Below are 25589 nucleotides of genomic sequence, written 5' to 3' on the forward strand. Positions count from 1 at the left end.
CCTTTCAAAAAAGCCGCGTCGTCTTAAGGTTGGCGGTCCGTGTCGGAAAAAGCCGGGTAGTTGTCAAGCAGCGCGGCAACGATCTTGCCGAAACCAAGCCCAAGTGACGACTTCACCATCAGCACGTCGCCGGGAATGACGGAGCGCACGACGTATTCAGTCAGTGCGTCCGTCGTTTCGAAATACTGTACGTCGACACTATCAGGCAGCGCATCCCGCAGAGCGGCCATTTCCTTGCCGGCGAGCCAGACGTGCTCGATCCCGGAGGCGAGCAATGGCCCGCCCAGCTCTTCGTGCACCTGGGCCGAGAACTCGCCCATTTCCAGCATGTCGCCGAGGACGGCAATACGGCGACCGGTGAGTTCCGGTGCTGTCGCTGCGAGCAGGGAGATCGCGGCCCGAACCGAGGCAGGATTAGCGTTGTAGCTCTCGTCGATCAGCGTCAGATGGCCTTCGCCAATACCGAGACGATGGCGCTGTCCCCTGCCCTTGACGGCCTTGAGTTCGGCCAGCGCCTGCCCCACCGAGCCCATATCGGCACCGAGGAGAAGCGCCGCTCCTAAAACTGCCATGGCATTTTCGGCGATGTGGCGGCCAGGTGCGCCGATCACAAACTCCTTCGTCTCGCCATTGAGAACGGCCCAGATAACGGAGCTCTCGGCATTGCCCTCGAAATCGGCAAGGCGATAGTCGGCCTTTGCATGCTGGCCGAAGGTCATGACATGGCTGACGCCCAACTCGTGGGCTTTCTGTTCCAGCAGCGCAAACTGTGCATTGTCGTGGTTGAGGATGGCAGCCCCGCCGGGCTCGATACCCTCAAGGATCTCGGCTTTGGCAGCCGCGATCTCTTCGAGACTGTTGAAATGCCCGAGATGGGCAGCCGCGATCGTCGTGATGATCGCCACATGCGGGCGCACCATCTTGACCAGCGGCCGGATCTCGTCGGCATGGTTCATGCCGATCTCGAACACGCCGAAATCCGTATCGGACGGCATGCGTGCGAGCGTCAGCGGGACGCCCCAGTGATTGTTGAACGAGGCCACGGCCGCATGCACCTTGCCGGACGGGGCAAGCGCATGGCGCAGCATTTCCTTGGTCGTCGTCTTGCCGACCGAACCGGTCACGGCAACGATACGGGCGCGACTGCGGTCACGTGCCGCGATCCCGAGCTTGACGAGTGCGGCCAGCACGTCCTCGACGACGATCATCGGGATCGTCAGACGGCCCATTGCCGGCAGCTTCGCTTCTGAAACGACGATCAGCGATGCACCGTTGGCAATCGCCATGCTGGCATAGTCATGCCCGTCGACCCGGTCACCCTTGATGGCGAAAAACGCTTCACCCTCGGTGATTCCGCGGCTGTCGATCGAAAGACCGGTGACGCCTTCCGGCATCTGCCCGATCGGCCGGCCGTCCATGACGGTGGCCATTTCCTGCGAGGTCCAAAGAAAGCTCACGATGCTACGCCCTCCGCCAGGTCCTGCAATGCCTTGCGCACTTCGACATGATCGGAGAACGGCAATGTCGTTGCCCCAACCGTCTGTCCTTCCTCATGCCCCTTGCCGGCAACGATCAGCGTATCGCCAGTTTTGAGCAGTCCGACCGCGTGACGGATTGCCTTTGCCCTGTCGGCGATCTCTTCCGCGCCCGGCGCTGCCGCCATGATCTCGGAGCGGATCGTGGCTGGCTCCTCGGAGCGAGGATTGTCGTCGGTGACGATCACCACGTCCGCGAGGCGGGTGGCAATCTCCCCCATGATCGGACGCTTGCCCTTGTCGCGATCTCCGCCGCAGCCGAACACAACGACCACGCGGCCGGTGGTGAACGGACGCACGGAGCTCAGAACGTTCTCGAGCGCATCGGGCTTGTGGGCGTAATCCACATAGGCAAGCGCGCCATCCTTCGTCTGGCCGACAAGCTCGAGCCGGCCGGACGCGCCGACGAGCTTTTCAAGCGCTGCCATGGCGACAGCGGCCGGAACGCCGGTCGACATCGCAAGTCCTGCGGCAACCAGCGCATTGGCCACCTGGAAGTCGCCCGCGAGCGGGATATCGACCTCATAGATCTTGCCGTCCGCATGGATCTCCGCGGTCTGCTTGTGACGGAAGTGTTCGACACGCTTCAGGCAGAGATAGCCGCCCTTGCGCCCGACGGTCCGGATGCTGAGGCCTGAAGCAAGTGCCACCTCGATCGCAGTTTCAGTCCAGCGGTCGTCGGCAAAGATCACGGCCGGAGCGCCCGCAGGTGCCAGCGTATCGAACAGCCGCATCTTGGCGGCCATGTAGCTCTCGACGGTCGGATGGTAGTCCATATGGTCGCGGCCAAGATTGGTGAAACCGACAGCCGACAGCTTGACGCCGTCGAGACGGCTCTGGTCGAGACCGTGGCTGGACGCTTCCATCGCCGCGTGGGTGACGCCTTCGGACGCGAGTTCCGCCAGCAGCTTCTGAAGCTCGACGGGATCAGGCGTGGTCAGCGAGCCGTAGTCGTTGCGATCAGGCGAGACGACGCCCGTGGTGCCGATCTGTGCAGCCGCATGGCCGGCATAGGCCCAGATCTGCCGGGTGAAAGAGGCAACCGAAGTCTTGCCGGCAGTGCCTGTTACCGCAACCATCGTCTCCGGCTGAGCGCCATACAGCCGAGCGGCAGCGATTGCTAGAAAGCGGCGTGGATTGTCCACGACCACAACCGGGATGCTGCTGTCTGCCGGATGGGACGCGATGGCGACAACCGCGCCCTTGGCGGCGGCATCGTCGACAAAGCGCGACCCGTCAGCCTTGGATCCAGCAAGAGCTGCGAACAGCATGCCCTCGGCGATTTGCCGACTGTCCGAGGAAAGACCGAGAATATCCACATCACCGGCTGGTCCAGCCAGGATATCGGCCGCTTCCGGAAAATCGTCTCCGGCAAGATCGCGCAGTTTCATCGGTAATCTTTCCATCTAACAGCAGGCTCCCTCACGAATCGAGGGCCCGTTCTTGATCCTCAATAAGACACAAGCAGGGCAGAACCGTCATTGCCGAATTTTGGCTTTACACCGAGAATGGGAGCAGACCGCGCGATGATCTCCTTGACCATGGGTGCTGCGGACATTGCAGCAAGCGCGGCGCCATTGCCTTTGTCGGTCTTCGGCTCGTCGCTGAAGGACAGGACGACATAGCGCGGATTGTCCATCGGGAAGGCAGACAGAAACGCGTTGAAGTTCTTGTCGTGGGCGTAGCGGCCGTTGACGACCTTGTCCGCCGTTCCGGTCTTGCCGCCCACATTGAAGCCGGCCACGCGCGCATTGCGGCCCGATCCGTTGATGCCGTTCCATTCGAACAGGAAGCGCATGTCCTTGCTGGTCGTGGGCTTCATGACCTGGGTGGCGATCTCGTCGGCCTGCGCCTGGGTGCGGGGCAGGAATGTCGGCGGAACGAGCTTGCCGCCGTTGACCAGTGCCGCACCGGCAACAGCCGTCTGTAGCGGCGTCGTCGACACGCCGTGACCGAACGAGATGGTGATGGAGTTGATCTTCTTCCATTCACGCGGCTGACTTGGCATCGCGATTTCCGGCAGTTCGGTCTTCATCCGGCTGAGAAGTCCAAGCCGCGTCAGGAAGTCCTTGTGTCCCGCAATGCCGACCATGTCGGCGATCTTCGCCGTGCCGATGTTCGAAGAATACTGGAAGATTTCCGGAACGCTCAACACGCGCCCCTTGCCATGGAAGTCCTTGATGGTGAAACCGCCGATGCGGATCGGGAAGCGCGCATCGAACGAGCTCTGCAGGTTCATCTTGCCGTCATCGAGACCCATGGCGAGCGTGAAGGATTTGAAGGTGGAGCCCATTTCGAACGTGCTGTTCGACATGCGGTTCATCCAGCCCTTTTCAGCGTCCACGCCGTTCGGGTCGTTCGGATCGAAATCCGGTGCGGATGCCATACCGAGGATTTCACCGGTGTGAACGTCGATGACGACGGCGCCTGCACCGATCGCCGAGTATTTGCCGATCGATTCGGCAACGACCTGCTGAACGATTGCCTGCACGCGCAGATCGATCGACAACTTGACCGGCTCAAGCGGCTGATCGGAGGTCATGCCGACGGCCGCAAGGTCCGCGAGACCCTGGGAATCGATGTAGCGTTCCATTCCGGCGACGCCGCGGTTGTCAATATTGACGTAACCGACGAGATGCGCAGCAGTTCTGCCACCGGGATAGAAACGGCGCTTCTCAGGCCGGAAACCGATACCCGGGATGCCGAGTGCCAGAATCTGGCTCTGCTGCTTCGGGGTCAGCTGGCGGCGCAGCCACTGGAAATGCGAATTGGAGCGAAGCTTCGTATAGGTGCCCTTCACGTCGAGATCGTTCAGCACGGTCGCGAGCTTTTCGATCACCTCGTCGGCGTCGACGATCTTGTGCGGCTCGGCAAACAGCGAGACGGTGCGGATGTCGGTGGCCAGCACCTCGCCGTTGCGGTCGACAATATCCGGGCGCGACGCCATGAACCGGTCTGCCGGCAGAATGCTCGACGTTACCTCCGGCATCGCAAAGCCGTATTGCACGAGACGTCCGCCGATGACGCCGTAGAACGCGACAAAGCCGGCGATCAGGAGGCCGACGCGGTTTTTCGCCTGGGCGGACTTGCGCTTGCGCGTACCTTCAAAGGACGCGCCGCGCATCGTTGGGCGGCCACGGCCACCGGCCGAAAAATGCGCCCTGCTCTTCAAAACCATGATTCGTGACAGGAAGGACATCAGCGTCTCACCGATCCGGTTGAATGAACATCAAGAGAAGAAGCACCACGGTTTTTCGGCACCGGTATTTTGGACGGAGGCCTGGACTTTGCAGCCTCGACGCCCTTCAGCGCCGCTGCGACTTCACTGTCCTTGCCGGAAATGATGTCCTCGATGGTGGTCTCGGGCTGCGGCAGACGCGACTTCATCATCGGCAATTCCTTGGGCATGGCGAGTTGCGTCGTATCGGTCGCGCCAAGGCCGAGCTCGGTGCCATAGACGCCGATCAGCCGGTGAAGACGGTTTGGCTGAGTCAGAAGCGCCCAGTCAGCCCTCAAGAGATCGATCGTATCTTTCTCGAGCCTGATCTCGGTTTCGAGACGCCGAACCTCTTCAAGTTTCTCATCGGCACGATGCTTGATCGAATAGGTCACGACAGCCGTTGCCGTCATGACGCCGATCAGCACGAGATCGAAGCTTCTCAACATCCGTCAGACCCCCAATGTCGAAAGGCTTGCGAGGCTCGGCAGGTCGAAGATCGACATGTCGGAACCACGCGATTTTGCTTCGGTGCGGATACCGGCGCGCAGCTTGGCGGAACGGGCGCGCGGATTGATCTCCGCCTCCTCCTCGCTTGCCGCTACCATCGCCTTGCCGAGCGGATCGAAGATCGCTTCCTTCACCGCGACCATCGGCAGATGCCTGGAGCCGGAGGTCTTGGACGAGCGATCGGCAAAGAACTGCTTGACGATCCGGTCTTCCAGCGAATGGAAGGTGACGACCACGAGCCGACCACCGGGCTTCAAGGCCTGCTCGGCGGCAAACAGCGCCTGTGCCAGCTCGCCGAGTTCGTCGTTGACGAAAATGCGCAGCGCCTGGAAAACACGCGTCGACGGATGGATCTTGTCCTTGGCTTTACGCGGATTGACGCTCTCGATGAGGTTGACGAGATCGCGCGTCGTGCGGAAGGGCTCGGTCACGCGGCGCTTTTCGATGGCACGTGCGATACGACCGGAATGTTTTTCCTCGCCGAGAAAGCCGAAGATGCGGATGAGATCGCCGACCTTCGCGCGATTGACGACATCGGCCGCCGATACGCCATTGCTCGACATGCGCATGTCGAGGGGACCGTTGCGCTGGAACGAGAAGCCGCGCTCGGCCTCATCGATCTGCATCGAGGACACGCCGATATCGAGCACGACGCCATCGAGCCCGCCTTCCGGCGCATGATCGGCAAGCTGCGAGAACTGTGAATGAATGAGAGAGAGGCGACCGGCATGCGCGGCAACAAGAGCCTGCCCATTGGCGATTGCGGAAGGATCGCGATCAAGGCCAATGACGTCAGCACCAGCAGCCAGCAGGGCGGACGAATAACCGCCCGCCCCGAAGGTGCCATCAAGGATGACCTTGCCAGGAAGAGGCTGAAGCGCCTCCACCACTTGGTGCAGAAGAACTGGAATATGGCGAACCGGTCCGCCTTCGGGCTCAGTTTGACCTTCGCCTGGATTCGCCGACATCCCGCTCTCCTGTACTATGCGGGACGTGAACTCAAACGTCCCTCCCGTGCTGCCGCCTGCGCCTCGTGAAATGCTTGCGGCTGCCAAAGCTGAAAATGATCCGAACGCCCGACGAAAGTGACTTCCGAGCTGATACCCGTGAAATCCCGGATGAAATCCGAGACCATCAGCCGGCCTTCCGCATCGAGCCTCATGAAGACACCGCCGCCGTGAATCAGCAGCGACATCCTGTTGGCGTCCGGTGAAAACGGATCGACGGACGCAATCTGCCGCTCGTAGCGATCGAGCAGATCCGGACCGCCGACGCTGATCGCCGGATAAATGAAATCCTGGAGGCAGTAGAGCTCCTGAATTCCGCGCTCGGAAAGAACCGCGCGAAAGCCGGCAGGCACAGAGACCCGCCCCTTCGTATCGATCCTGTTCGTCGCATTCGACAGGAAGCGGCTCATCGCAACAAACACCCGCCCCGTTCGCAAAAGACACGGGAAACCTCCCGCCAGACTGCTTAGATTCAAACAAGGAAGCTCCGTGCGGATAAGCAGATGCTTGCCCGATTGTGAGATCGAAACTCTTGATTTGATGGGCAAAAAGCCCTTGTGCAGTGCGAATTTGGGATACCATGGGACCATATGGGCGTCAATGGGAGAGGCCCTGCAAGCTCCTCCATGTTCGGATTTATTTATAAGCTGTTAAGTTTAACAAAGGGTTATTGAGCGCTTTGGAGAAACTGCCTTTGCGACCCTTCGCAAGTGATATTTTGACAGTTGCTAAGAGCCGGAAACGCAAGGCGCTTTCCAGCCTGCTCATATAAAAAGCGGCACCGAAATCGGGCAATTTGCATGTCAGATTGCCCCGTCGGGGACGGGCACAATTGACGAATCAGAAGAGAGTAGTGACCAGTTGGCCTGTAAGCCGGGTTCTGTATGGCCCCGGTGCGAACACCGGAACGTGGCAGCCATTCATCTGGGACGCCGTTTACACGTCGCCTCGCGCAACCCACCCGGATGACTGGCCCGGAAACAGGCTGTAGACGTACTTGCGCACGTCCCGCGTCATCCCTATTCGGTCTTGCTCCCGGTGGGGTTTACCATGCCGCTTCCGTTACCGGTCGCGCGGTGGGCTCTTACCCCACCCTTTCACCCTTACCCCGCTATCTCATCGACCCTCGCCGCAATGCGTCATCCGGTCGATCAGAAAGCGGGGCGGTTTCCTTTCTGTGGCACTGTCCCTAGGGTCGCCCCCGCCGGACGTTATCCGGCACCGTGTTTCCGTGGAGCCCGGACTTTCCTCACCCTACCGCCTTTCGGCATTGGTAAAGTGCGGCTGCCCGGCCAACTGGTCGCGCGGCTCTTAGCCGAGATGCGCGGATAAGGCCATAGGCCTACCGGTATTCCGCATGGAAATCGACCGGATAGCCATCGTCGATGATCGACCCGTGGAAAATCAGTTCGGCGCCGAGCCGGCCGATCTCGTCGGAACTCTTGGCGGCAGCGCCACAACCGCCGGTCAGAACACCGATCCGGTCGGACGCCGTCATGGCGATGGCCGGATAGTTGTTCGGCGTGAAAGACGTGACGCAGGCTGCCATGGAAGATCGCGTCAGATCGAGCCTCGGCATCAGCCGTTCCATCACGTCGGTCAGGTGGCGCCGGGTCGTCTCGCGTCCGCCGCTCTTGAACCAGTCCCGTATCTCGGGCTCTGACGGCAGCAGAAGATCGTCCGGATCGCCGCCGATCTTCACATAGGTTTTGCCATCACGATAACGGACCGGAGGCAGAAGGTAGATCCCGTCATCCTCCTCGTTCCATTTCCAGATCAGCGATGGCATGGCCTTCAGCTCCTCCATCGCCCCCTCGCCGACCTCGTAGAACGCGATGGTCCTTGCATAGACTGAGAGATCGAGACGAGCGCCGACAAGTGCCTCGTTGATGGAAAAGCCGCCTGCCGCCACAAGCACCTTGTCGGCCGTGTAACTGCGCCCTTCCGCCGTCGTCACGGTCACGATCGCCCCGTCCTGACGAACAGCCGAAACGGTCTCGGCAATCAGCGTGGCACCCTGCCGCTCCGCAAGCAGGCATTGCGCCTTCACCAGCCGGCGCGGATTGATGTGCCCCGCCCGCTTCTCCTCCCAGACGCCTTCGGCGCCATCCTGAAAGGCAAAATACGGAAACCGGCTCGAAAGCGCATCATGCCCCAGCGTTTCGGTCTCGACCCCGAGCCGCCCGGCGGCATCGAGCACGCGACCGACATAGGATGGCTGCCCGGCGCGCCCGGGCGCATAGGACTGCTGCCCGGCGCGCCCAGGCCCGACCATCAGACAGCCCACTTCCGAGTAGAAATCGATACCGCTTTCGGACGCGATCTCGCCGTAGCGTTCAATCGAACGATTGGCGAGGCGGGCCCAGACTGGATCCTGATCGATCGTCCGGGTGATGCGCGCCTCGTCGTAATGGCTTGCGAACACGCCGTCATGACGCTGGTAATCGTCAGGTTCGCCCGGCCCGATCAACGCCACACCATCGGTCCATTTGGAAAGATGCCGGGCCGCTGCCGCCCCCATCATGCCGCTTCCGATGATGATGTATTTGAACCGCGCCGCCATGCCCTGTCCTTTCGATTCCCTAGCTCGAATTGCCGCTCTTTTCAGGCAGTTCTAACCGTTTCCGGAATCAGAATACCAGAGGCGCCAGAACGGCATACCCCTTCGGTGGAAAATCGAACGCGAAGGTCTTTTCGATCACATCGTCCTTGTTGTCTTCAAGAACCGCCTCGACGCGCTGACAGTAGCGCTTGGACGTCGGGTTCATACGCTTGGCGGCGTGGCCCGCATTGTATTTAAGGATCGTGCCGCAAATCTTGCCGCCACCCAGATCGTGGGCGCCCGCCAGATACTTCATGCCGTAGCGGATGTTGGTTTCCGGATCGTAGAGGCCATAATCAGGGCCCTTGTAGCCCATCAGCCTTGCGGTCGCCGGCTTCACCTGCATCAGGCCGATCTCGCCGGCACTGCCCTTCACGGTCGGGCGAAAATTGCTTTCGATCTGCACGACAGCCTCAGCAAGGTCGAACGGCACATCGTATTGATCGGCATATTTGGCGATCAGCGTCGTATAATGCATCCGGCGAACCATCTGCCTCTCGGTGGCCGTCGGGGCAGCAAACCCGGTTTCGCGTGTCTCCCAGGGAATGGTCAGCGGTTTGACATAAACCCGAACCACGTCTCCGCCGTCTTCGGCACGCACAGATCCACATTCCGCGAAAAGCATGGCAATGCCTGCCGCGACCGCACAAGTCATCTTAGTCAATTCTAAAGTATCTCCGGAACAACAGGCTCGCGGGATATCGTGATGCGCAAACATCCCTCGTCGCGACGCCGGACGACGACGCGAGGTTTTACAAGACCTGTAGGTTTATCTTGGCAGCCCCCGTCTGGGGACGCTGCGTTAGCAACTCTTTAGAAAGCCGCAATAAGGAGATCATGTGGCAATGCAAAAAAGCCCTGTCCGCAAACGCTTCCGACAGTTTCGCGAAGCTTGCGCCTAGCTGTATTTCGGCAGTGCCTTGAGCAGCCGATGCAGCGTGTCGATCGTCGAAAAATCGGCAATCCCATCGACCAGCGCGGGCCTGAAATGCCGTTGGAAAGCCTCGACGACGCCCTTCGTGCGATCACAGAATGTGCCCGTGATTTCAATCTCGTATCCGTAGAGCGACAGCATCGACTGCAGGGCCTCGATCGGCTGACCACTTTCGCCGTGCTGGAAAAACCGGCCGCCGCTGATCTGACCTGGCTCGACCCAGTGACCGATCCCCGCCACATACAATTTCTGCCAGGGGAAATTTTCGCCCGGGTCGAGCTTGCGGATGGGGGCGACATCCGAGTGTCCGACGACCCGTTCGCGGGATATTCCCCAGCGATTGCCGCAGTCTCGACACAATTCGACGACCGCATCGATCTGGATATCCGGAAAATGGGGAAGTCCGCCGGGATGTCCGGGATTGGCGATTTCTATCCCGATGGAGCAGGAATTGATGTCCGTTTCGCCGGCCCAGCTGCTTTTGCCCGCATGCCAAGCGCGCCGCGCCTCGGGAACAAGCTGCACGATCCGGCCGTCTTCATGGATGAAATAGTGACTGGAGACCTGGCTCGCCTCGTTGCGAAGCCATGCCAGCGCCTGATCGGCATCAGGCATGCCGGTATAATGCAGGAGGATCATGTCCGGCTGGCGCCCGCCTGCCCTTTCCCCATGATTTGGCGAAGGCTCGACCGTGGCGCGGGCATGATCGGCGGCAAAGGAAGCCGGAATTGTCATGCCGCGCGGCGCTCTTTCTCGATCGCTTCATAGGCCGCGTTGAGCGCGGCCATCCGTTCGGTCGCAGCCGCATGCAGTGTTGCCGGCACGCCGCGTGCGATCAGCCGGTCGGGATGATGCTCCGAAACCAGCAGACGGTACTGTTTGCGGATTGCCGAGAAATCGTCGTCACGCGAAACGCCGAGCACCAGATACGGGTCACGACCGTCGAGATGCACGTGGCGGGCCATGATGCGGCGGAAATGTTCCTCGTCGATCCGGAAGATTTCGGCGATGCGCGCCAGAAACGCCAGCTCGCTCTCATGCACGAGACCATCCGCCTTGGCGATATGAAACAGACCATCGACGACGCTCTCAAGCATCGGGCAGTTTTCCATGTCGCCGCTGCTGCACAGCCCCGAAAGCTTCGTGGCATACGCCTCGTAGCCGGCAATGTCCTGGCGTGCGAGGTTATAGAGACGTGCAACGTTGCGCGCTTCCTCGGCCGGGAAATCGAAAATCTGCTGGAAGGCACTCACTTCGGCTTCGGTGACCACGCCATCGGCCTTCGCCATCTTTGCAGACAGGGCGATGATCGCCACCGAGAAGGAAACCTGGCGCCGTGTTTCCGGATCGCCCTCGAACATGGTGCGGATCGCATCGACGACTCGGTTGAGCACACCGCCCGCGGCATCGCCGACGGCACCGAGCAACCTTTCCCACAGGGAGGACAATTGGAGGCAATTGAAATCGAAAATCATCCCTTAAATGACCAGATAACCGACGTTTTGGCAAGCTGAGGACGGTCCGCTGAAGATTAAACTCTGTTCATGTTTTTCGAACAATCATGCTGAAGCCCGGTCTGTCCGGCAACGGCACAAAGTCGTTGACGGCCAATGGGTCGAAACGCCGACCAAAACGACCCGTCCTGCCGTGTGCCACGGCAGCCCGCGAGGCTGGTGATTTCTTTGAAACGATTAGATCGGGGAACGGACAGGAAAAACCTCGAAGCGACGGAATTTTCTTGAGAAATTCACTTTACAGGCTCTAGCTGGTGTCGCATCCATTCATCCCGTTTTGTCAGTTTCTTGCGCCCTGAGCGCATCAAGGAGGATCGATGTCCAAACAGAAAGTCGCACTGCTGACCGCCGGTGGCCTTGCGCCCTGCCTCTCGTCTGCCGTCGGCGGATTGATCGAGCGCTACTCGGATGTTGCCCCTGATCTGGACATCATTGCCTACCGCTCCGGCTACCAGGGCGTGCTCTTGGGCGACAGCATCGCGATCACATCCGAGATGCGTGAAAAGGCTCCTCTCCTTCATCGTTACGGCGGCTCGCCGATCGGCAACAGCCGCGTCAAGCTCACCAACGCCGCCGATTGCGTCAAGCGTGGCCTCGTCAAGGAAGGCGACAACCCACTGCAGGTCGCAGCCGAACGACTCGCCAAGGACGGCGTGACGATCCTTCACACGATCGGCGGCGACGACACCAACACGACGGCAGCCGATCTCGCGGCTTACCTCGGTGCCAATGGCTATGACCTCACCGTCGTCGGTCTTCCGAAGACCGTCGATAACGACGTCGTGCCAATCCGCCAGTCGCTCGGCGCCTGGACGGCGGCCGAAGTCGGCGCGCGTTTCTTCGACAATGTCAGCAACGAGCAGACCGCCGCCCCCCGCACCTTCGTGATCCACGAAGTCATGGGTCGCCACTGCGGCTGGCTGACGGCCGCAACGGCGCGCGCCTATATCGAGCAGAGCCACGGCAACGAGTATGTCGACGGCCTCATGATGAACGCCGAGCTGAAAAGCATCGATGGCCTCTATTTGCCGGAACTGGAGTTCGACCTCGAACAAGAGTCTGCACGCCTGAAGCGCGTGATGGAAGAACGCGGCACCGTGACGATCTTCGTCTCGGAAGGTGCCGGCATGAATACGATCATCGCGGAACGGGAAGCCGCCGGCGACACCGTCAAGCGCGATGCGTTCGGCCATGTGAAGCTCGACACGATCAATGTCGGCGGCTGGTTCCAGAACCAGTTTGCGGGCCTGATCGGCGCCGAACGCTCGATGGTCCAGAAGTCAGGCTATTTCGCCCGCTCCGCCCCGGCCAATGGTGATGATCTTCGCCTCATCCAGGGCATGGTCGATCTTGCGGTCGAAAGCGCTCTCAACAAGGTGTCCGGCGTCACCGGCCATGATGAAGACCAAGGCGGAAAACTGAGAACCATCGAATTTCCCCGAATCAAGGGTGGAAAACATTTCGATCTGACGGCAAAATGGTTCGGCGAGGTGATGGACCATATCGGCCAGCCCTACGAAACCGTATAACGCGTCGCGCTGAGCGACAAACGAGAGCCGTGGGCTCCGGAGGAATGTGATGACGATCGAAACATGGTTCGCATTTGCCGCGACCGCTGTGGCCCTCGTCATCCTTCCCAACCCGCTGACGAGGACAGTCGCGCTCTATTCCAAGCAGCGCGGCCGTCTAAGCGCAGTCGTGACGGTCCCCGCATTGGCCTTGGGACTGGGTCTCGCCTTCACCGCGGGCCTCGCGCCGCTACTGCTTGTCTGTTTTTACGCGCCATCGGCCATGACCGCGATCGGCTGGGTCGGCATCGCCTACGCCATGGTCTATGTACTCTGGTGCTACCAGGACCCACAGGTCCGCGCGCCGCTCGCCGACAATGACAATCTGCCGACGCGGCGGTTTGACCGGATCTTCGCAGACGTCTTCGTTCGATGCGTTCGCACCCCCAGATACGCGATCATTCTTGCCGCGCTGACTGCACAGTTTCTGCGCCCTTCGCTGTCGCTCTCGCTCCAGGCCGAAGTGCTGACGGCGATTTTTCTCGCCTCCATCGCTGGCAGTGCGTTGGCACAGGCACTCATCCCCAGCCTTGCGCTGCGGGGCACAAAGCGATTTTCGAGGCGCAATCCAGCCTTGAACAAGCCCGGCACGGTATTCATCGCCAGGCGTGCTGTGACGGCTGGTTTCCGGCGAATCGCTGCTTGAGGAAACAGAAAGCGTCCTTCGACTTGCCGGGCGCCGCCTTATACGTTAATGGAAATCCACAATCGGTGACTTTTTGGCGGGTACGGTAACCATTTCAAATGAGAGCAACCTGATGACGGTGGTCAGATTCGTCAGCCGTAGAGCTGCTGTGGCGCTTGCGATGTCTTCCGTTCTGGCTGGATGCTCCAGCGTTGAGCGCGATACAAAAGTCGCGTCCGGTCAGCCGTCTCAGACCACGTCAGCTGACGGTCAGCTCGTCATCCAGTACAATTCTTCCGCCGCCGATCAATCTCAACAAATGGCGCCCGGCCAGACAATGGCGCAGATCGCCAAGAGCGGTCGCATTGCCGTTCCGGTTCCGCCGACCGTAGAAACCGTATCGGCTCAGAATGCCGCCATGGCGTCTCCGACCATGGCGCCGATCGTTGCCTTCACGCCGCCGCCGATCGCAACCGCGGTCCAGCCCGTGAGCCTTGCTTCGGCGCAGCCGCTCAAGCCGGCAGCCGGTTCGGTCATGACCCAGAAGTCGAGCCGTCTCGTGTCGCCGCCGGTCGCGACCGCCGTTGCGTCTGGCCAGATCCAGCCGGCAGCGGCGCAGGCCATCGCGCTCGACGAGGAAGAACTGACGCCGGATATGGTGGCGCTGCAATCGGTCGTGCCGACACCGCGTCCAGCCACGCTTACATCGAGCGCTATTGCTGGTGCTGCAACGCCGGCTGCCGCAAGCTCCACGCTTGCCTATGCAGCCGCACCCCGCGCTGTGGCTGCGGTCTCGGCCATGGGCAATATCAAGGACTTTCCGCCGGCTCCCGGCGAGCCGATGCCGGATACCGCGTCGAACGCGCCCGCAGACCTCAAGAAGCTCATCAAGCGCTATGCCGGTCTCTACGGCGTGCCGGAATCGCTGGTGCACCGCGTCGTCCATCGCGAAAGCAAATACAATCCCAAGGCCTACCACAAGAATGGCTACTGGGGCCTGATGCAGATCAAGTACTCGACCGCGAAGTCGATGGGCTATCAGGGCAAGCCGGAAGGCCTGCTGGACGCCGAGACCAATCTTAAATACGCGATCCGATATCTCCGCGGCGCCTGGCTCGTTGCCGACAACAAGAACGACAACGCCATCCGCCTCTATGCCCGCGGTTATTACTACGACGCCAAGCGTCGCGACATGCTGCATGTGCTGAAGGCCGATCAGAGCCCCACGACACCCGTCGCCTTCGCGACTGCGCCAAACAGCAAGCCCGGTTCGTAACCCAGCGACCGGGGCGTCAGCCCAAGCCGTACCACCACGAGATCCGCCGACGGCATGACAGCGATTGTCTGCCCATCATGGCCCTGCAGATAGAACGTATCTGCCGGCATGGCTACGTCGTCGGGCTTCGGCAGCCAGGTCTGCATCTTCGAAAACCGTCCGTTTGAATGCGCATTCGGCTCCTGCATCAGGTGCACGAACCCCTCCGGCAGCAGCCGCATCCCGTTCCACACCCCGTCGCGCGCCAGAAACAGGCCGAACCGTGCCCAGTCGCGCCCGGTCGCATAGAGATAGGAACTGCCGGCAAACGTCCCCGCCGCATCTGGCTCCATCACGGCACTTGTCATGCCGAGCGGATCGAACAATGCGCGAGAGGGATAGCCAAGAGCCGTCGCGCGATCACCGATCCTGTCCATCCAGATCTTCGACAGCAATACGCTGGAGCCCGACGAGTAACTGAAACGCGAACCGGGATCGGCCTCGAGCGGGATCGTTTCCGTGAAGGCGGCCATGTCGGGTTCGAGGTAGAGCATCCGTGTGACATCGGCGACCGCACCGTAGTTCTCGTTGAAACCAAGCCCGCTCTCCATGGCAAGAAGGTTGGCAAGCGTGATTTCGCGTCGTTTGTCGTTGCTCCACGCGGGCAGAAGATCACGATCTCCGAGCGACATCCGGCCGCTGTTCATCAATGTGCCGATCAGCGCCGCATTGACGGTTTTCGTCATCGACCATCCCAGCAACGGCGTGTCCTTCGAGAAGCCCTCTCCATAAGCCTCGCCGACGATGCGCCCGTTTTTGACGACCACCACCGCCCGCATGCCAGGCCCGGTCAGTGCCTTATCCTCTAGAACCGCCATCACGCGCGGATCGCGTTCGACCCCCTGCCCCACCGGCCAGGCCGGAGCTTCATCGACGGAAGGTGATGATCGCGGCGGCAGCGCGACTTGCGGCAACGCCGAACCATCCGGCGAAACGGTGCAGCCGAGGCCAGGCCTGTAGGTTGCCTGATTGGTTCCGATGAAGCCAAGCAGCCCGGCGTCGACCCGGCCGGAATCGCGGTCAACGGTCACCCGCATCATCAGGAGCAGCGGATTGCCGGGCGCCTGCACATCCGTCGCCAGCACCTCTTGCGCCTCCCGCCCGGCGAGAAACACGTTGGAGCAGACGATCTTTGCCGCATAGCCGCTTCCGACCCGAAGCAGTTGCGGCGGCGCAATGGTGATCCACGCCAGTCCCCCGACGATACCAAGTACCAATGCCCCGGCAGTTCCCGTCACAATCCGCTTCATCAGGCGCATATGTCAAATGTCCTTGTTCACCAACAGCCCGCGTCATCCAGCTGTAGCATGCCGGGTTTAGGCCTGCGTTCTACAGATCGCGAAATAATTCACGCAGCGAGAGACGCAATGGCCGACGTCGTCAGGGAAACCGGTTTCACCAGCAATCAGAAGCTCAAGGATGCGCTGCTCCAGCACAAACTATTTTCGCGCGAAGGGCTGTCGGAACGGCTGTTCGGGCTCCTGTTTTCCGGTCTCGTCTATCCGCAGATCTGGGAAGATCCAGACGTCGACATGGAAGCAATGGAGCTCTCATCGGAGCATGCGATCGTCACCATCGGCTCCGGTGGCTGCAACATGCTGGCCTACCTCTCCCGCAATCCGCGCAGCATCGATGCCGTGGATCTTAACCCCCACCATGTCGCGCTGAACCGGCTGAAGCTCGCGGCATTCCGTCATCTGCCGAGCCATATGGATGTCGTCAGGTTTCTCTCGGCGCAGGGTACACGATCGAACAGCATCACCTTCGACAGACTGATCGCGCCGAATCTGGATCGGGCAACCCGCAGCTACTGGCAGAAGCGCTCGATCACCGGCCGTCGCCGCATCTCCGTGTTCGACCGCAACATCTACCGCACCGGGCTCCTCGGCCGGTTCATCGGCGCGGGACACCTTCTGGCGCGCCTGCATGGCGTCGATCTGACGAAGATGGCGCAGACCAAATCGGTCCGAGATCAGCGCCGCTTCTTCGACGAAGAGATCGCGCCCCTGTTCGACAGAAAACTGGTCCGCTGGATCACCTCGAACAAGAGTTCGCTGTTCGGCCTTGGCATTCCGCCGCAGCAGTATGACGAGCTGGCCGGCATGGCGACCGGCGGCGGCGATAACGGCTCAATCGCGACCGTGCTGCGGGAGCGTCTCGAAAAGCTCGCCTGTCATTTTCCTCTGAAGGACAATTATTTCGCCTGGCAGGCGTTTGTCCGCCGCTATCCCGCCGCCCACGAAGGCACGCTGCCCACCTATCTCAAGGCCGGCAACTACAAGGCGATCCGTGCCGCCACAGACCGGGTCGCGGTTCACCACGAGAGTTTCACCGCTCTCCTCAAGCGCAAGACGGCGGGCTCCGTCGATCGCTACGTCTTGCTGGACGCGCAGGACTGGATGAACGACCAGCAGATCAACGACCTCTGGTCGGAGATCGACCGGACGGCCGCTGTCGGCGCCCGGGTGATCTTCCGGACGGCCGCCGAGCGCAGCGTCATCGAAGGGCGCCTCTCGCCCTCGCTTGCCGCGCGCTGGACTTATCTCGACGAGCGCTCGCAGGCCCTCAACCTGCAGGACCGCTCCGCCATCTACGGCGGCTTCCATGTCTACGCGAAGGCCGACTGATGGCAGAGACCGACGCAGGCAACCTCGGACCGGCCAATCGTGAAGAGATCGGCCATGCCGGCAGGATGGACCGGATGTACCGCTACCAGCGGCATATCTACGACCTCACCCGCAAATACTATCTCCTGGGACGCGATGGCACGATCGCAGGTCTTGCCCCGCCAGTCGGCGGAAGCGTGCTGGAAGTCGGCTGCGGAACCGGTCGCAACCTTCTCCTCGCCCACAAGCTTTTCCCGAACGCGAAACTTTACGGCCTCGATATCTCCGCGCAGATGCTCCAGACGGCAGACGCGAATTTCCGCGGCACAGGAATAAAGCCTATTCTGAAGGTCGCAGATGCCACGACATTCACGGCGGAGGAGTTCGGCGTCAACGGTTTCGACCGGATCCTCATTTCCTATGCCCTGTCGATGATCCCAGACTGGGAGAAGGCGATCGACGCCGCCCTTGCGGCGCTGTCGCCTCAAGGGTCGCTGCATATCATCGACTTCGGACAGCAGGAAAACCTGCCGAACGTCATGGGATCTGCGCTCAAATCCTGGCTCGCCCGCTTTCATGTGACCCCGCGCGCCACTCTCGAACAGGCGCTGGAAAAGCGTCTCGCACCGGCAAAGGCCGACATGATGTTCGAGGTGATCGGTAGCGGCTATGCCTGGCGGGCGATCCTTCGCCGCCGCGGATAATCACTCAGCGGATTCCAGATCTTGCTTTCTAACTGAATTTTTACGAGCTTATGGTAAACGGGACGCTACGCCTCCCTTTTGCCCACTCGATCGCGGACAAGGCTCTTTGTCTCTGCCCTAACACGGAACCTTCATGCCCCGGCTTCCAACCGTTCTTTCTGCTGCCGTCCTGTCTGCCGCGCTTCTGATGTCCGGTTGTACGTCCACGAGCTACGATCTGGTCGATACTGGCTCTGTCCGGCAGATGAAGTTCAAGGACACGGATCCGCAGGATTTCGGCGCCAACCATCCGGGTCGCCACGAGGTTCACGGCATCGACCTGTCGAAATGGAACGGCACCGACATCGACTGGCAGACGGTGAAGAAATCCGGCGTCGCCTTCGTCTTCATCAAGGGCACCGAGGGCAAGGACCGCATCGATTCCGCCTTCACCACCCATTGGCGCAACGCCGCAAATGCGGGCATTCCGCACGCGGCCTATCACTTCTACTATTTCTGCTCGACACCGGAAGATCAGGCAGACTGGTTCATCGCCAATGTTCCCAAGGAAGCAAACATGCTGCCGCCGGTGCTGGACATGGAATGGAACCACGCCTCGCCCACCTGCAAGCTGAAGCCAGATCCGGTGACTGTACGCGCCAGCATGAAACGCTTCATGGACAGGATCGAGGCCCATTACGGCAAGCGGCCGATCATCTACACGTCGGTCGATTTCCACCGCGACAACCTCGTCGGCGCCTTCCCCAACTACCATTTCTGGGTTCGCTCGGTCGCCGCCCATCCGACCAAGATCTATACGGACCGCAAGTGGGCGTTCTGGCAATACACGGCAACAGGCGTTGTCCCGGGCGTCAAGGGCGCAACCGATATCAATGTCTTTGCCGGAAACAGCAAAGCGTGGAAGACGTTTATTGCGTCGGCCGACTGATGTGCTAACCCGCACAAGCTCTCTGGCAATGTATCTGACGTTACGCTAAAACCGGCGCGACCTGAGGGTCTGCGCCCATGTCCACCAGTGACCATGTCGCGCGGAAGAAATCGATTTTAGGAAACCGCTGATGTCTTCGACACTTGTCCGCCGCGCAGCTTTGGCTTGTGCTCTCGCCGCCTGCCTCTCTTCCACCGCCCTTGCCCAGACAGCCGCTCAGCCGACTGCTCCGCCGATCCCGGCAGCGCCTTGCGGCGGCGATCTTGCGACCTTCCTCGAAGGCGTCAAGGCCGATGCGATCAAGGCCGGCGCTACCGCTGCCGCCGCGGATCAGGCATTTGCAGGCGCCGAGATCGACCAGAAGGTTCTGTCACGCGACCGCGCGCAGGGCGTCTTCCGCCAGACTTTCCTCGAATTCTCGCAGCGGACCGTCAGCCAGGGCCGCCTCGATATCGGTCGTCAGAAGATGAAGCAGCTTTCGGATGTCTTCGGCCGCGCCCAGACCGAATTCGGCGTCGCACCTGGAGTCATCACCGCATTCTGGGCGATGGAAACCGATTTCGGTGCCGTTCAGGGCGATTTCAACACCCGCAACGCGCTCGTGACGCTGTCGCATGACTGCCGCCGTCCTGGCCTGTTCCGGCCGCAGCTGATCGCGCTGATCGAGATGGTCCAGCACGGCGATCTCGACCCGGCCACCAACACCGGCGCATGGGCCGGCGAAATCGGCCAGGTGCAGATGCTGCCGGAAGACATCATCGCGCACGGCGTCGATGGCGACAACAGCGGCCATATCAACGTCAAGACGAGCGGTCCCGACGCCATCCTGACGGCGGCCAAATTCATTCAGAGCATGGGCTTCACGCCCGGCCAGCCCTGGATCCAGGAAGTGACGCTACCGGAAAGCCTGCCCTTCGAAAAGAGCGGCCTCGGCAACGAGATCCCGGCCAGCGAATGGTTTTCCTATGGCGTCACGCCGCGCGACGGCGTCACGTCCTTCGGCAATCTGCCGGCAGCACTCGTTCTGCCGCAGGGCCGCAAGGGACCCGCGTTCCTGACCTATCCGAACTTTGGCATCTACCTGCAGTGGAACCAGTCGTTCATCTACACGACGTCTGCCGCCTATTTCGCCACCCGCCTCTCCGGCGCCCCGCCTTACCTGAAGGGCACTCCTGAACCGGGTCTCGACGATACGGGCATGAAGGCACTGCAGACCAAGCTTCAGGCGCATGGCTATGACGTCGGCAAGATCGATGGCATTCTGGGCTCCGGCACGCGCGTTGCCGTCCAGAAGGAACAGGCACGCCTCGGCATGCCGGCCGACGGCTGGCCGACCCAGGCTTTGCTGTCCGCGCTTTGATCAGCGGGCCTTGCATCACATGACATGAAACGGGTGGCGGGCTGACCGCCGCCCGTTTTATCTTCGAGCAGCATCAATAAAGGCATTCCATGTCATCCGCCGCAGCCAGACTGACCCCCGTCGCCTGGGCATTGCTGTTCGTGCTCGGCCTTCTCTGGGGCGGCTCGTTCTTCTTCGCCCGCATCGCCGTCCAGGAAGTACCGCCGTTCACGCTGGTGTTTCTGCGCCTCGGTCTTGCGGCGCTCGCTCTCCACATCTACCTGCACGGCCGCAACGGAACCTACTCCATCCTTGCCACCCACTGGCGCGCCTTTGTCGCAATGGGCTTCCTCAACAACGCTCTGCCGCACACGCTGATCTTCTTCGGCCAGACGGAGATCGGCGCAGGCCTTGCCTCGATCCTCAACGCGACGACGCCGATCTGGACCGTCATCATCGCCAACCAGTGGACGTCGGACGAAAAGCTGACCGGGGCAAAGCTCGCAGGATGCGCTGCAGGCCTTGTCGGCACCTGCATCCTGATCGGCCCGAGCACGATTACAGATACGGCAGCACCGCTCTGGGCGCTGCTCCTGCCGATCGGCGCCGCGATCTCCTATGGTATCGCCGGCACCTACGGAAAACGCTTCCGCGGCATACCGGCCCCGGTGACGGCCACGGGACAGCTCACGGCGTCGAGCCTGATGATACTGCCGGTCTCGCTGGTTGCGGACCAACCCTGGACGCTTGCTGCACCGTCTCCTCACGTCGTCATGGCTATCGTAGCGTTGGCGTTACTCTCGACCGCGCTCGCCTACCTGATCTTCTTCAGGGTCCTGGCACTGGCCGGCGCAACCAACGCTTCCCTCGTCACGCTGCTCATCCCTCCGAGCGCCATTCTTCTGGGAGTATTCTTCCTCGGCGAACGACTGGAATGGAATGATATTGCCGGCATGGCGGTCATCTGTGCAGGGCTCCTTCTGCTGGATGGGCGAATCCTTCGCACCCGCACAACAGCGACGTAGTCCTCGCTGGAAACGGTACTGTTAACCGTCTGATCGCGATATTTAACACTTTGAAAACTTCCGTTAACGGGGCTTTCCGTTGTCAAATCAATAAGATGGAAAATGATCGGTCGGTTTCGGCCGCATCTTGATGCGCCGCAGCACAGTTTCCCTCTTTCCATTGGCCATGAAACAGACATAAACTCTGTCAGTCAACGCAAGGAGGCAGACATGGGAAGAACCTACCCTCTCAATGTCCTGGTGGTTGGTATTGCGTTTGTGTTCGTCGCTTCGATGTTATTCATCTAGACGCATTCCAAAACAACGCATGCAACCGGTGACCGGTGATACCTCGGACTGACCGTTTGATAATCGGCAGCATTACAAAAGCGCATGTTCCCGCATGGGACATGCGCTTTTTCCATTGTCGGCGCTACGCAGCGTTACCGACGTTTGCATTCTTGTCAGGATGCCGGCCAAGCCGTTCCAGCACACCTGAGACCAGCGGGACGCGGTTCATCGTGTAGAGATGGAAGTGATCGTGACCGCGGCGCATCAGGTCTGCGATCTGCTCGGCCGCGACATCGGCCGCCACCTTGGCACGATCATCAGGCTTGTCGTCCAGACCTTCGAAGCGGGCATCGAGAAACGCCGGAACGGTGGCGCCGCAGCGGCCCGCAAAACGCTTCAGCTGAGTCAGGTTCTGGATCGGCATGATACCGGGCACGATCGGGATGGTGATGCCCGCCGCATGAACGGCCTCGAGATAGCGCTCGAACACTTCGTTGTCGAAGAAGAACTGCGTCAGGGCACGGTTGGCACCTGCATCTGCCTTGCGCTTGAGCGTATCGATATCGGCGGCCATGCTCGGGCTTTCCGGATGCATTTCCGGATAGGCAGAGACGGAAATATCCATGTCGCCATACTCGACCAGCATGCGAACGAGATCGGCCGTGTCGGAGAACCCGTCCGGATGCGGCGTATAGGCCGCGCCGACGCCTGCGCTCGAATCTCCGCGCAGCGCGACGATGCGACGAACGCCCGCTGCCCGGTACTCCTCGACAACAGACTTGACCTCCTCGCGCGCGGCATCGACGCAGGTCAGATGCGCAGCGGTCTGGAGTTTGGCATCGTTGATCATACGCTGAACCGCTGCGAGCGTCGGCTCGCGCGTGGAGCCTCCGGCGCCATAGGTCATCGTGACGAATTCCGGCTTGAAGGCTGCAAGCGCATCGACCGTTTCCCAGAGCTGCGTCTGCATCTCATCGGACTTCGGCGGAAAGAACTCGTAGGAGAGCTTGAACGGGGCCTTGGCTGCGGGTGTATCCATGATCAGGCTCCTAGATAACGGTTTCGGCGAGAGCGGGTGTGTCGGCTTTCGCCATCAGCAGGCGACGGTCGCCGGCAAGCCACACTGTCACTGTGAGGGCGCCTTCGCGGCCCGGGCTGAGGTCGATCACCTTCTGGACGTCCAGGCCCACTCTGTTCAGCCACTCGTTCATCGCCTGATGGGAGAAACCGAGGCGCAGATGCGCGTGCTCGTCACGCAGATGCTCCAGCGCATGCGGCGCAAAATCGACGATCAGCAATCGCCCGCCGGGCCGCAGCATGCGGGCGGCTTCGGCGATCGCAAGATCCGGCCGGTCGAGGAAATGCAGCACCTGGTGAATGGTGATGAGATCGAAATCCTGGCCTTCGACAGGCGGATTGAGAATGTCGCCGTGCCGGACCGATGCCTTGACGATGCCTGCATCGTCGAGATTGGACCGGGCGACAGACAGCATGTCGCGGCTGGCATCGACACCGATCGCGCGGCGATAGCGGCTTGCCAGCAACTGCAGGATCCAGCCCGTTCCCGTGCCGAGATCGAGCAGCGAATCAACTGGCGATGGGCCGATCAGCCGCAGCAGCGCCTCTTCGACCGTCTCGTCGCTCGCATGCAGGCGACGAAGCTCGTCCCACTGCGAAGCGTTGCGGCTGAAATATTCCTGCGCCTTCGCCGAGCGCTGGTTTTTCACAGTTGTCAGACGCTCGCGGTCGCGCACAAGCACCGGATCATCCTGCGAAGCGGAGGCGAGCAAGGTCTGGACCAGTGCAGCGCCGTTCCCTTCCTGGCGCAGCCGAAAGTAAGCCCAGGCGCCTTCCTGGTATCGCTCGATCAGCGCTTCTTCGGTCAACAGCTTGAGATGACGCGAGATCCGCGGCTGGGACTGACCTAGAATTTCGGTCAGATCCGTGACGGTCAGATCGCCCGCGGCCAGAAGCACCAGCAAACGGAACCGGGTGGGCTCCCCTGCCGTCTTCAGCACATCCACCAGTTCATCGAGGACCAACCCCATACAACACGCCTTCACAATCAACATATAAAGATATGTTTATGTGATTTCAAATTGTCATGCAAGACGCAACGGGATTTCAGCCTGCATTCCTACAAAAAAACCCGGGGACGACCCCGGGTTTTGTAAGCTTCAAAACTGCGTCGGTCGCAGTTAGCGCGTCAGGCGCTTGTGGGCCTGGCTGCCGGGATTGAGAGCATCAGGGCCGAGACGACGGATCTTGTCCTCTTCGTAATCCTCGAAGTTGCCTTCGAACCATTCCACATGGCCATCACCTTCGAACGCGAGGATATGCGTCGCCAACCGGTCGAGGAACATGCGATCATGGCTGATGATGATCGCGCAGCCGGCAAACGCTTCGAGCGCGCTTTCAAGAGCGCCCAGCGTTTCCGTATCAAGGTCGTTGGTCGGTTCGTCGAGCAGCAGAACGTTGCCGCCGGCCTTCAGCATCTTGGCGAGGTGAACGCGGTTACGCTGACCACCCGACAGGTTGCCGACCTTCTGCTGCTGATCGCCGCCCTTGAAGTTGAAGGCGCCGCAATAGGCGCGGGAGTTCATGTCGAACTTGCCAAGCTTGATGACTTCGGCACCGCCCGAGATTTCTTCCCACACCGTCTTGTTGCCGTCGAGAGCGTCGCGGCTCTGGTCGACATAGCCGAGATGTACGGTTTCACCGATGCGGACAGAACCGGCATCCGGCTTTTCCTGTCCGGTGATCATCTTGAACAGGGTCGTCTTGCCGGCGCCGTTCGGGCCGATAATGCCGACGATACCGCCCGGTGGCAGCTTAATCGACAGGTCGTTGATCAGCGTGCGGCCTTCAAAGCCCTTGTTGATGCCTTCCATCTCGATCACCACCTGGCCGAGACGCTCGGACACGGGGATGATGATCTGCGCATCGCCGGGACGGATGCCGTCGGCAGCATCGACCAGCTGTTCGTAGGCCTTGATACGGGCCTTCGACTTGGCCTGACGGGCCTTCGGGCTGGAGGCGATCCATTCCTGTTCGCGCGAAATCGCCTTCTGGCGGCCGGCATCTTCGCGGGACTCCTGCTGCATGCGCTTGGCCTTCGCCAGCAGGTAAGCCGAGTAGTTGCCTTCGTATGGAATCCCGCGGCCGCGGTCGAGCTCGAGGATCCAGCCGGTGACGTTGTCGAGGAAGTAGCGATCGTGGGTGATCATCATCACGGCGCCGGGATAGTCGCGCAGGTGCTTTTCGAGCCAGGCGATGGTCTCGGCGTCAAGGTGGTTGGTCGGTTCGTCGAGCAGCAGCAGGTCCGGCTGCGACAGAAGCAGGCGGCAGAGCGCGATACGGCGACGTTCACCACCCGAAAGCAGCGTGACGTCCGAATCCTTCGGCGGGCAGCGCAGGGCTTCCATTGCCATTTCGACCTGCTTGTCGAGATCCCAGAGGTTCTGTGCGTCGATGACGTCCTGGAGCTTGGCGCCTTCGTCGGCGGTCTCGTCAGAATAGTTCATCATCAGTTCGTTGTAGCGCTCAAGCACCGCGGTCTTGGCAGCGACGCCGACCATGACGTTCTCGAAAGCGGTCTTTGTCGGGTCGAGATGCGGTTCCTGCTCAAGATAGCCGACGGTCGCACCTTCAGCGAGCCAGGCCTCACCGGTGAACTCCTTGTCCTGTCCGGCGATGATGCGCAGAACCGTCGACTTACCCGCACCGTTCGGACCGAGGATACCGATCTTGGCATCCGGATAGAAGGACAGGTTGACGTTCTCGAGGATCTTCTTGGCGCCGTAGGACTTGTTCAGCCCCGACATGTGATAGATGAACTGACGTGCCATGGATAATTGTGCTCCGGGGAATTTGTTTGCCCGCTATGTAGG

At 60.9% G+C, this 25589-nt stretch carries 22 protein-coding genes and 1 other RNA gene; 8 read left to right on the forward strand and 15 right to left on the reverse strand.

Annotated elements, in window-relative coordinates; translation table 11 throughout:
- Positions 1-23 precede the first annotated feature (23 nt).
- The 11 genes from IFT66_RS06515 to IFT66_RS06565 form a co-directional block, all read right to left on the reverse strand.
- Positions 24-1457: a UDP-N-acetylmuramoylalanyl-D-glutamyl-2,6-diaminopimelate--D-alanyl-D-alanine ligase gene (locus IFT66_RS06515; RefSeq protein WP_113110665.1), complete on the reverse strand. Its 1434-nt coding sequence runs from the start codon at positions 1455-1457 to the stop codon at positions 24-26.
- A complete protein-coding gene (locus IFT66_RS06520) occupies positions 1454-2926 on the reverse strand; it encodes a UDP-N-acetylmuramoyl-L-alanyl-D-glutamate--2,6-diaminopimelate ligase (RefSeq protein WP_062456161.1) in 1473 nt (490 codons plus the stop codon). The genes IFT66_RS06515 and IFT66_RS06520 overlap by 4 nt, the downstream gene beginning before the upstream one ends.
- A 59-nt stretch (positions 2927-2985) precedes the next feature.
- Positions 2986-4734 carry a peptidoglycan D,D-transpeptidase FtsI family protein gene (locus IFT66_RS06525; RefSeq protein WP_062456158.1) on the reverse strand — a complete coding sequence of 583 codons (1749 nt, stop codon included), beginning with the start codon at positions 4732-4734 and terminating at the stop codon, positions 2986-2988.
- Positions 4734-5201, reverse strand: a complete 468-nt coding sequence (gene ftsL / locus IFT66_RS06530) for a cell division protein FtsL (protein WP_062581108.1) — start codon at positions 5199-5201, stop codon at positions 4734-4736. Before ftsL ends, IFT66_RS06525 begins: the two co-directional genes overlap by 1 nt.
- A gap of 3 nt (positions 5202-5204) precedes the next feature.
- Positions 5205-6230, reverse strand: a complete 1026-nt coding sequence (rsmH, locus tag IFT66_RS06535) for a 16S rRNA (cytosine(1402)-N(4))-methyltransferase RsmH (RefSeq protein ID WP_062456153.1) — start codon at positions 6228-6230, stop codon at positions 5205-5207.
- A 14-nt stretch (positions 6231-6244) separates the two neighbouring features.
- Complete coding sequence (gene mraZ / locus IFT66_RS06540) at positions 6245-6679, reverse strand: division/cell wall cluster transcriptional repressor MraZ (RefSeq protein WP_062457964.1); 435 nt, start codon at positions 6677-6679, stop codon at positions 6245-6247.
- A gap of 443 nt (positions 6680-7122) precedes the next feature.
- Positions 7123-7569, reverse strand: an RNA gene (gene rnpB, locus IFT66_RS06545) — RNase P RNA component class A.
- A gap of 42 nt (positions 7570-7611) precedes the next feature.
- Positions 7612-8832: an NAD(P)/FAD-dependent oxidoreductase gene (locus tag IFT66_RS06550; protein ID WP_192077031.1), complete on the reverse strand. Its 1221-nt coding sequence runs from the start codon at positions 8830-8832 to the stop codon at positions 7612-7614.
- A gap of 67 nt (positions 8833-8899) precedes the next feature.
- Positions 8900-9526: a lytic transglycosylase domain-containing protein gene (locus IFT66_RS06555; protein WP_192077160.1), complete on the reverse strand. Its 627-nt coding sequence runs from the start codon at positions 9524-9526 to the stop codon at positions 8900-8902.
- A gap of 243 nt (positions 9527-9769) precedes the next feature.
- Positions 9770-10540, reverse strand: a complete 771-nt coding sequence (locus tag IFT66_RS06560) for an N-acetylmuramoyl-L-alanine amidase (protein ID WP_192077032.1) — start codon at positions 10538-10540, stop codon at positions 9770-9772.
- Complete coding sequence (locus tag IFT66_RS06565) at positions 10537-11280, reverse strand: J domain-containing protein (RefSeq protein WP_062456142.1); 744 nt, start codon at positions 11278-11280, stop codon at positions 10537-10539. Before IFT66_RS06565 ends, IFT66_RS06560 begins: the two co-directional genes overlap by 4 nt.
- Before the next feature lie 356 nt (positions 11281-11636).
- Here IFT66_RS06565 and IFT66_RS06570 point away from each other — a divergent pair, with 356 nt between their 5' ends.
- The 3 genes from IFT66_RS06570 (at position 11637) to IFT66_RS06580 (ending at position 14788) form a co-directional block, all read left to right on the forward strand.
- The gene (locus tag IFT66_RS06570) at positions 11637-12848 is read left to right on the forward strand and encodes a pyrophosphate--fructose-6-phosphate 1-phosphotransferase (RefSeq protein WP_192077033.1); all 1212 of its coding nucleotides are present in this window, start codon (positions 11637-11639) and stop codon (positions 12846-12848) included.
- 49 nt (positions 12849-12897) lie between these two features.
- Positions 12898-13533 (forward strand): hypothetical protein, encoded by a 636-nt coding sequence (locus tag IFT66_RS06575; protein ID WP_192077034.1) that lies wholly within the window; start codon positions 12898-12900, stop codon positions 13531-13533.
- 112 nt (positions 13534-13645) lie between these two features.
- Complete coding sequence (locus tag IFT66_RS06580) at positions 13646-14788, forward strand: transglycosylase SLT domain-containing protein (protein WP_249406349.1); 1143 nt, start codon at positions 13646-13648, stop codon at positions 14786-14788.
- Here IFT66_RS06580 and IFT66_RS06585 read toward each other — a convergent pair.
- Positions 14728-16086: a serine hydrolase domain-containing protein gene (locus IFT66_RS06585; RefSeq protein ID WP_192077035.1), complete on the reverse strand. Its 1359-nt coding sequence runs from the start codon at positions 16084-16086 to the stop codon at positions 14728-14730. The two genes, IFT66_RS06580 and IFT66_RS06585, sit on opposite strands and share 61 nt — an antisense overlap.
- Positions 16087-16194: 108 nt before the next feature.
- On the opposite strand from IFT66_RS06585, the gene IFT66_RS06590 reads away from it, so the two are divergent.
- The 5 genes from IFT66_RS06590 to IFT66_RS06610 all read left to right on the forward strand — a co-directional run bounded on the left by IFT66_RS06590 (position 16195) and on the right by IFT66_RS06610 (position 21429).
- Positions 16195-17454 (forward strand): DUF3419 family protein, encoded by a 1260-nt coding sequence (locus tag IFT66_RS06590; protein ID WP_192077036.1) that lies wholly within the window; start codon positions 16195-16197, stop codon positions 17452-17454.
- Complete coding sequence (locus IFT66_RS06595; RefSeq protein ID WP_249406350.1) at positions 17454-18137, forward strand: class I SAM-dependent methyltransferase; 684 nt, start codon at positions 17454-17456, stop codon at positions 18135-18137. Before IFT66_RS06590 ends, IFT66_RS06595 begins: the two co-directional genes overlap by 1 nt.
- A 133-nt stretch (positions 18138-18270) precedes the next feature.
- A complete protein-coding gene (locus IFT66_RS06600; protein WP_113167058.1) occupies positions 18271-19065 on the forward strand; it encodes a glycoside hydrolase family 25 protein in 795 nt (264 codons plus the stop codon).
- Between the two features lie 130 nt (positions 19066-19195).
- Positions 19196-20425, forward strand: coding sequence for a lytic murein transglycosylase (locus tag IFT66_RS06605; RefSeq protein ID WP_113110674.1), 1230 nt, complete (start codon positions 19196-19198; stop codon positions 20423-20425).
- Positions 20426-20514: 89 nt separating this feature from the next.
- Positions 20515-21429 (forward strand): DMT family transporter, encoded by a 915-nt coding sequence (locus IFT66_RS06610; RefSeq protein WP_092660598.1) that lies wholly within the window; start codon positions 20515-20517, stop codon positions 21427-21429.
- Positions 21430-21841: 412 nt separating this feature from the next.
- Here the strand turns inward: IFT66_RS06610 and metF are convergent, their stop codons facing one another.
- From metF to ettA, 3 genes are all read right to left on the reverse strand, one after another.
- Positions 21842-22738, reverse strand: coding sequence for a methylenetetrahydrofolate reductase [NAD(P)H] (gene metF / locus IFT66_RS06615; RefSeq protein WP_184653441.1), 897 nt, complete (start codon positions 22736-22738; stop codon positions 21842-21844).
- Positions 22739-22748: 10 nt separating this feature from the next.
- On the reverse strand, positions 22749-23747 hold the full coding sequence (locus IFT66_RS06620) for an ArsR/SmtB family transcription factor (RefSeq protein ID WP_062581130.1): 999 nt from the start codon (positions 23745-23747) through the stop codon (positions 22749-22751).
- A gap of 150 nt (positions 23748-23897) precedes the next feature.
- Positions 23898-25547: an energy-dependent translational throttle protein EttA gene (gene ettA, locus IFT66_RS06625; RefSeq protein ID WP_062456108.1), complete on the reverse strand. Its 1650-nt coding sequence runs from the start codon at positions 25545-25547 to the stop codon at positions 23898-23900.
- Between the last annotated feature and the right edge of the window lie 42 nt (positions 25548-25589).

The sequence above is a fragment of the Rhizobium sp. CFBP 13726 genome (genome assembly GCF_014841925.1).
Classification (GTDB): domain Bacteria; phylum Pseudomonadota; class Alphaproteobacteria; order Rhizobiales; family Rhizobiaceae; genus Neorhizobium; species Neorhizobium soli.